6 protein-coding genes are annotated in these 7,429 nt (G+C 58.9%); 4 read left to right on the forward strand and 2 right to left on the reverse strand.

Annotated elements, in window-relative coordinates; all coding sequences use genetic code 11:
- Together VIM98_RS14905 and VIM98_RS14910 are read left to right on the forward strand one after the other, a co-directional pair.
- Positions 1 to 1,152, forward strand: a 1,152-nt coding sequence (locus tag VIM98_RS14905) for a M56 family metallopeptidase (RefSeq protein ID WP_331993896.1), incomplete at its 5' end; no start/stop codon positions are given.
- Between the two features lie 102 nt (positions 1,153 to 1,254).
- Positions 1,255 to 2,535, forward strand: a complete 1,281-nt coding sequence (locus tag VIM98_RS14910) for a hypothetical protein (RefSeq protein ID WP_331993897.1) — start codon at positions 1,255 to 1,257, stop codon at positions 2,533 to 2,535.
- Positions 2,536 to 2,739: 204 nt separating this feature from the next.
- Here VIM98_RS14910 and VIM98_RS14915 read toward each other — a convergent pair whose 3' ends face one another.
- Positions 2,740 to 3,546 (reverse strand): alpha/beta hydrolase, encoded by an 807-nt coding sequence (locus VIM98_RS14915; RefSeq protein WP_331993898.1) that lies wholly within the window; start codon positions 3,544 to 3,546, stop codon positions 2,740 to 2,742.
- 141 nt (positions 3,547 to 3,687) lie between these two features.
- Positions 3,688 to 4,467 (reverse strand): NAD(P)H-dependent oxidoreductase, encoded by a 780-nt coding sequence (locus VIM98_RS14920; protein WP_331993899.1) that lies wholly within the window; start codon positions 4,465 to 4,467, stop codon positions 3,688 to 3,690.
- Between the two features lie 84 nt (positions 4,468 to 4,551).
- Between VIM98_RS14920 and VIM98_RS14925 the strand changes: the two genes are divergently transcribed.
- Complete coding sequence (locus VIM98_RS14925) at positions 4,552 to 5,445, forward strand: LysR family transcriptional regulator (protein WP_331993900.1); 894 nt, start codon at positions 4,552 to 4,554, stop codon at positions 5,443 to 5,445.
- A gap of 442 nt (positions 5,446 to 5,887) precedes the next feature.
- Positions 5,888 to 7,429, forward strand: a 1,542-nt coding sequence (kaiC, locus tag VIM98_RS14930) for a circadian clock protein KaiC (RefSeq protein ID WP_331993901.1), incomplete at its 3' end; no start/stop codon positions are given.

Raw genomic sequence — 7,429 nt, forward strand, 5'->3', positions numbered from 1 at the left:
GCGTTGTCCTGGGCCGGCTGGGAGCGGGCGATGGCAAATGCTACCGCCGCAGCCCGATATCGCGTGGCCTGTATTCATTTCGCGGCGTTTGTTGTGTTGCCGGCGTTGACGGTTGTCATCTTGTTCTGGACAGTCGCGGGTATGGGTGTGCCCGCTTCCCATGGCTCACCTTCGGCAGAGCTCCCCTTATTGCAGGCCGGCTATCGCGAGGCGTTTGAGTACTCCCTGCCTTGGGTTGCACTATGGTTTGCCGGTATCGGCTTCATGGCATTGCGATTGGCGCTGCATGTGTGCCGGATGGCCCGATTGCCCTGTGTGTCCGCACCTCGGGAATGGACCGAGACCGTCCATCGACTGGCGCGCGAACGCATGGGTGTCACCGTCGCGCAGGTGCAGATGGCGAATATTGTCTCGCCCCAAGTGATCGGTATGCATCGCCCCAAACTTCTGCTGCCACGGGATAAGCAGAGTTTGTTGTCGGCAGCCGAATGGGAGGGGGTGTTGCTGCATGAGTTGGCGCACGTGCGGCGAGGCGACTATGGCTGGAACCTGCTGCAGCTGATCGTGCTGGGATGTATGTGGTTCCATCCCGCTGCGTGGTTGCTCTACGGTCATGTGTCGCGCGAGCGCGAGGCCTGCTGCGATGCAATGGCCGTAGAGCAGGGCGCGTCCGCAACAGGGTTGGCACGTGCGTTGATTCGTTTGGCAGAGAGTCATGCCAGGCCGGGTTTGGGTCTGGCTATGTCGGGCCAGGGCGAATTTACGGCGCGCGTCCACCGCTTGCTGGGCATCCGGCGCCTGGGTCGGATCTCGACAAGCCTGCGTATCGCGAGCGTATCTGCATCCGTACTTTGTCTGCTTGCGCTTGGCATGGGGCGACTGGCACAGGCCGACTCGTCATTGGCCGATATCTACAACGCGAGCGCGTTTGGGCCGGTGATTTCGGTCGATGCACATGACGAAGCCGGATCGTTCGCATTGCAGATCAGACAAGGGCGTGTCATCGAAGCCTCAGTCGGCGAACTGCAACTGCCCCGCGACCGTATCGTGCAGCAAGACGATCGAGTGACACTGGTCGGCATCATGCGAGAGCCAATTGTTGCTCTGACAGTAACCCCGCAAGGCCGTATTGAATGGAAGGCGCGCCACTGAGCACGATTTGACAACGTACGATAGTCGTCGTACAAAGTCTACGACAGTCATCGTAGGGGTGCGTCGATGCTATCTGCTCGCTTTGTTTTATTTCGTAAAATCATGCTGTTGGCGACGATTGGGTGTGCTTCGGCGCCTGCCGCCGGAGCAGTCCGTCCCGATGCGGCAGCCACGTTCTTCGACGAAGCCAAGGCGATCTGCAACCGCGACGCCGGCACCCTATGGGGGCACACGTTATGTGGCCCCATGCTGGTAGTCGATCCGATGGATCGTTCAGTTGTCGCCAACCGTGCCGATGGCGACGGCGTGCTGAAAAAAACGGGCGATGCTTTCGTCGGCGTATTGCCGTCATCAGTGTTGCTTGCCAATACGGCGGTCGAATGGTCAGGCATCCGGTGGAGCGAAATTCTCTGGCCGTTGCCCGACGATGCCGCCAAGCGGCACGTGATGATCGCGCATGAGTTGTTCCATCGCATTCAGCCCGATCTGCACATGGTGCTACGTGACGGCGACAACCGACACCTCGATACCTTGGACGGTCGCTACCTGTTGCAACTGGAATGGCGTGCATTGGCAAAAGCATTGAGTGCGTCGTCCGATAGTGAGCGCAAAGCGGCAGTGGCCGATGCGTTGCTATTTCGAAGCGAGCGCTATCGCCTTTTTCCCGATGCGGCGGCAGGCGAGGGCTCGCTTGAGGCGAACGAGGGTGTCGCCGAATACACGGGCGTGAAGCTGGGTCTGGAAACGCCGCAGGCACGCGTCAACTATGCGATCGGCGACCTCTCGGCCTTCGTGAATGCGCCTACCTTTGTGCGTTCCTTTGCGTATGCCACTGGGCCGGCCTATGGTCTTCTGCTGGATCGAGCGGATCCTCAATGGCTGCAGAAACTTGGCTCGGGTCAACGATTCGATCAAATGCTCGGCACGGCGATGAAGCTTCCGCCACCGGCATTTGCCACGCTGCAAGCTCGTGAAAAGATTTACGACGACGGTGCGCTGCATGCGAGCGAAGTAAAGCGCCAGCAAGCAAAGGCAGCTCATCTGGCAGCGCTCAAGGCCAAGCTCGTCGATGGTCCGGTGTTAATCCTGCCGCTTCAGCACAGCAACTATCAATTCAATCCGCAAACCCTTCAACCGCTGGGCGATCTTGGCATGGTCTATCCCACCATGCGGCTCACTGACGAGTGGGGCGCGCTTGAGGTCGAGAGCGATGCTTTGGTCAATCAGGCCAAGCATGTGGCCACGGTTTCGGTAGCAGGCATCGACTCGTCGAAGCGGAAGGGCGATGGTTGGAATCTCACCTTGAATCAGGGATGGACGGTGGCGCAGGGGGTGCGAAAAGGGGATTGGGTGGTGCGCAAGACGGCCGAAGCTGGACACTGATGGGAAGGCATCGAATGGCGTGACAGGGACGAGGCGCTTGGCAGCGCCCCCCCTCACCCCAACCCTCTCCCCAGGGGAGAGGGAGCTAAGTTACGCAAGTGCGACGTAATGAGGCTTGCCTCAATCAGGCTCCCTCTCCCCTGGCTTTGCCGGGGGAGAGGGTTGGGGTGAGGGGACAACCCAGCAAGTAAAAGCCACAGCGGGTTATCGCCGTTCACCCCGAATAGCTTGAACAAACCCCGTCACCTCCCGGATCACGACATCGGGTCGGTCGTAATGCACATAGTGCCCGCTCCCTTGCGCGATCACTCTCCGGCTGCGAGAGGAAAGCTCGACAAAAGCCTGCTGCTCCAGATCGTGGTTGGTCGTCCACGTATGCCAATCGTTCGTCGACAGACGCCCGGCTAGAAACGGCGGAACTTTGTTCTGCGGGTCTTGTGACAGAACCAGGATCGGCAAATTGCCGAACGGCCCAGTCTTACCGGCCTGCGCCCGCGCTGCCGTCAGCGCTTCGTCTTCCTGCTCATAAGCATTCTGTTGTGAGGGAATGCATGCGTTGGCTTTGATCCACCCAGCATAGGCCTCCAGACCCTTCGGCACGACATCGCACTGAGCAGCCGCGCGTGCGATACCTAACGCCACCATAGTTTTCACGAGCATGAACTGCATCTGGCTGTGATGATCCAGCGATGAAATCAGCGGTGGCATGGGAAGGGGTGTCGGGGAGGTTGCATCCACCAGGACCAGGCCGGCGACTTCGCCAGGAAATCGGGACGCGTAAACACGCACATAAAGCCCGCCAGCCGAGTGACCCATCAGGATAACGGGTTCGGTAGTACCCGCTTCTTTCAATAAGGCATGGGGCTGATCGGCGACATGTTCAGCATCGCGAGCATCCTGCCGTGCGTCGCTCCAGCCAAAGCCTGCGCGGTCGTAAGCGCAGGTCCGGGTGACTTGCGACAGGGACGGTTGTACCTTGCCCCACACCGTGAAGTCCTCATTTTTCGCCATACCGTCCCCATAGCTCCCAGAGCAGCCTCGGATTATAGAGGCGACGGCCGGAGTGCCGAAAACGAATGCGACGAACCGGTAGCTGGGTGCGGCGAACCGTGTAGCCGCGCAAGAAAGCCGCCCCCCGCGACGGTGATTCGTTCATTGGGCGACGTGGATCGCAAACCCAGCCTGTCCCGGCGAAAGCTCCGGCTTCAACGTAAGCGTCGGGATCTCATACGCGCCCGCATTCTGCGGGAGATAGGCAATGGGCGGCGTAGTCCATAGATTGTCCAGGCGCTGACCCAGCGCCTCGCGCATCGCTTCGAACTGTGCATCGTCAATGCCTCGCGTCCGATAGGCCACGAAAGGAGGCAGCACATCGAAGCCTGGGTAGTAGAGCAACCCGTGCTGGATCGGAAAGAGAATGTCTTCGATGGGACCGTTGATGCCGCGCGGACTGTAGTGCGATTCCCAGCCGCCGGTGGTGACTACCAGCATTGCGCGTTTGCCTGCCAGTGTGCCTTCGCCATAACGGTCGCCCCAACGTACATCGGAGTGCTCGCCTACGCCGTAGCCAAAACCGTAGGCATATACACGCTCGAACCAGCCTTTGAGAATTGCCGGCATCGAGAACCACCACAGCGGAAACTGGAAGATCACCGCATCCGCCCAGCGAAGTTTGTCCTGCTCACGTTCGATATCCGCGCTTTGCAGGCCATTGGCAAAGGCGCGCTTGGAATCGCGGTCCGGGTAGAAGCGTTCGCTGGCGTTGCGCCCGGTGCTGTCATCGGCATCGAGCGTGGCCTTCCATTGCATGGCATACAGGTCCGAAACCTGCACCGTGTGACCGCCGGCTTCCAACCGTTTGACGGCGAAATCCTTGAGTGCGCCGTTCAGTGAGCGGGGTTCGGGATGGGCAAAGACGATGAGTACGTTCATGGTGGGATCTCCGTGGAACACGGCGACACGTTAGGCGCGAAAGCGCTATATTGGAAATTAATTATCAAAATTCCAGGTATATCTATGAGTAATTTACGTCGGCTCGACCTCAACCTCCTGGTAACGCTCGATGCCCTGTTAGCCGAGCACAACGTCACTCGTGCCGCGCAGCGGCTGAATTTCTCGCAGCCGTCGATCAGCGTGCACTTGGCCAAACTCAGGGAGATCTTTGGCGACCCTCTGCTATTGCCGGGGCCACGTGGCATGCGGCCGACAGCTCGCGCCGATGCTTTGCGTGAACCTCTGCATGAAGCCCTGGAGGCCCTGGAGCGAGCCGTCACCCCGTCTGGCCCCTTCGACCCGTCTGCCTCGGACCGAGCCTGGCGTGTCGCGGCCTCCGACTACAGTGAGGCCACGGTCGTTCTGCCGGTACTGGCCGGCTTGCGAGCGGCCGCCCCGCGTACTCGTCTGGCCGTACTGGCGGCCATGCCGTCCCGCATCGTGCGGCAGGCCGAGCAAGGCGATATCGATCTGGCATTCCACACGCGCGACGATGCGCCGCCCAGCTTGCGTCAGCGCGTGTTGTTCGCTGAAAGGTATGTGCTGGCTGGCAGGGTAGGGCACCCCCGGTTAAAGCGCCGACCGACACTCAAGCAGTTCTGCGAACTCGAACACGTGATCGTTTCGCCCGATGGCGGCGGATTCCATGGCGGGACAGATGAGGTACTGGCGAAATTAGGCTTGGCGCGTCGTGTCGTGCTGTCGGTACCGCATTTCATGTTTGTCAGATCGGTGGTGGAGGCCACCGATCTAGTGGCTATGCTTCCCGCGCGCCTGGTTCGTGGTCATGAGTCACTACGCATTGTCGAAGCGCCTGTCGAAGTTCCAGGCTACGAAATGGCAATGCTGTGGCACGAGCGACTGCACCGCGATCCGGCGCATCGATGGTTGCGGGACTATATTGCCGGCGCCGTCTAGCAAACGAGGGCAAGATCCAGACCTCTCAGCCGCGCTCATAGGCTGCTGCTGCGACCGGGGGCATGCATGATCGCAATTTGAAGAGACTTCATAGTCACCTGCATTCGTTCTGTTCCCTTGAGGAAATACGCTAAAAGTCATTTTTATGAAAGTCATTTTTATGAAAGTCGGTTTAATCCAAGTATGTCTCCTATTTCGGGTGCGGCTTGGTTTTTCAAAGATTTCAGTGATATAGCCACTATCTGAAAAAACCAAGGAAAGCCGTGCCAACTTTGTCGGCGGCTCAGTTGGCGATTGATTGAGAAAGATGAGTGCGCTATTGCACTGAGCGCGCGCGTCCGTTCTTGCTTCCCGCTTCACAACTCATTGACGTCTTCACCATCAGTGTCTATCGATACTGCAGCTTCACGGCTGGGGCCGCTTCCCTTTCATCTCCAACGCTATGAATCAAAAAGAGAGCCTCTCATCGACTGAAGCACTGGTACTTCCCAAGACGCCCACCGGTATCGGCGGCCTGGATGAACTCACGTATGGCGGGTTGCCTTCCGGTCGCTCTACGCTGCTTTGCGGTGCAGCGGGTTGCGGCAAGACATTGCTGGCCACGACGTTCCTGGTCAACGGCGTGAAGAGATATGGCGAAAGCGGCGTCTTCATGAGCTTCGAGGAGCGCGCGGCCGATCTGGAGCAGAATGTCGCCTCTTTGGGCTATGGGCTCGCCGAGCTTGTCGCCCAGAAGAAGATTGTCATCGATCATGTGCACATTGAGCGCGTCGAAATCGAGGAGAGCGGCGAATACGATCTGGAAGGTCTGTTCGTTCGGCTCAATCACGCTATCGACTCGATCGGCGCGAAGCGAGTGGTGCTCGACACGATCGAAGCGCTCTTTTCCGGCCTTTCCGACAAGCTCATCTTGCGCGCCGAGCTAAGGCGGCTTTTTGAATGGCTGAAGGACAAAGGTGTGACGGCCATCGTCACAGGCGAGCGTGGCGACGGGCAGTTAACTCGTTACGGTATCGAAGAATATGTGTCCGATTGCGTGATTTTGCTCGATCACCGGGTCATCGACCAGATAACCACTCGCCGCTTGCGCGTGGTGAAGTATCGCGGTTCCGCGCATGGCACGAACGAGTATCCCTTTCTTATCGACGAACGCGGCATCAGTGTCATGCCTATTACCTCTGTGGGCCTGACACATAAGGTCTCGCAGGAGGCCATTTCGAGCGGAATACCCCAGCTCGATGCGATGCTCGGGCGAGGCGGCTATTTTCGTGGCTCGAGCGTGCTGATTTCTGGCCTGGCGGGTACTGGAAAAACAACGTTCGGAGCAGCTTTCATCGATGCGGCCTGCCGTCGCGGCGAACGCTGCCTGATGTTTGCGTTCGAAGAGTCGCGCGAGCAGATTGTTCGCAATATGGATTCGGTCGCGATACATCTTGGCGCCCACATGGACGCGGGTCTGTTACGGTTCGAGGCGGCGAGACCGAGCTTGTTCGGCTTCGAAATGCATCTGGCTCGTATGTATCGCGATATCGAAGAGTTTTCACCCCAGGTGGTGGTGGTCGATCCTATCTCCGCGTTCCGTGGGCCATCCCAGGAGGTTCACGCGACACTGGTGAGGTTGGCGGACCTGTGCAAGACAAGGGGTATTACCACGCTCTTTACCAGCCTTTCGTCGATCGCCGAAGGCATGGATGAGAATGACCGAAGCGTATCCTCGTTGATGGATACGTGGATCGAATTGAAGGACTACGAATCTAACGGCGAGCGCAATCGCGTGCTCAGTCTGTTGAAGTCGCGCGGCATGAGCCATTCCAAGCAGGTACGCGAATATCAGATTACCGATAAAGGTATCGAGTTGATCGATGCCTACGTCGGCCCTGGCGGTGTATTGACCGGTACGGCCAGATTGTCCCACGAAGCACGCGAGCGCGACGCGGGCAGGCTGCGCGGCCAGGAAATCGATCGCCGACGGCGGGAGATTGCA

Origin of the sequence: Dyella sp. (assembly GCF_036568765.1) — a bacterium.
Taxonomy (GTDB): Bacteria; Pseudomonadota; Gammaproteobacteria; order Xanthomonadales; family Rhodanobacteraceae; genus GSA-30.

Bases quoted from the DNA above. Each gene is read 5' to 3' on its own strand.
- VIM98_RS14920 (WP_331993899.1), bottom strand. From the start codon at position 4,467: ATGAACGTACTCATCGTCTTTGCCCATCCCGAACCCCGCTCACTGAAC.
- VIM98_RS14925 (WP_331993900.1), top strand. From the start codon at position 4,552: ATGAGTAATTTACGTCGGCTCGACCTCAACCTCCTGGTAACGCTCGAT.
- VIM98_RS14915 (WP_331993898.1), bottom strand. From the start codon at position 3,546: ATGGCGAAAAATGAGGACTTCACGGTGTGGGGCAAGGTACAACCGTCC.
- VIM98_RS14910 (WP_331993897.1), top strand. From the start codon at position 1,255: ATGCTGTTGGCGACGATTGGGTGTGCTTCGGCGCCTGCCGCCGGAGCA.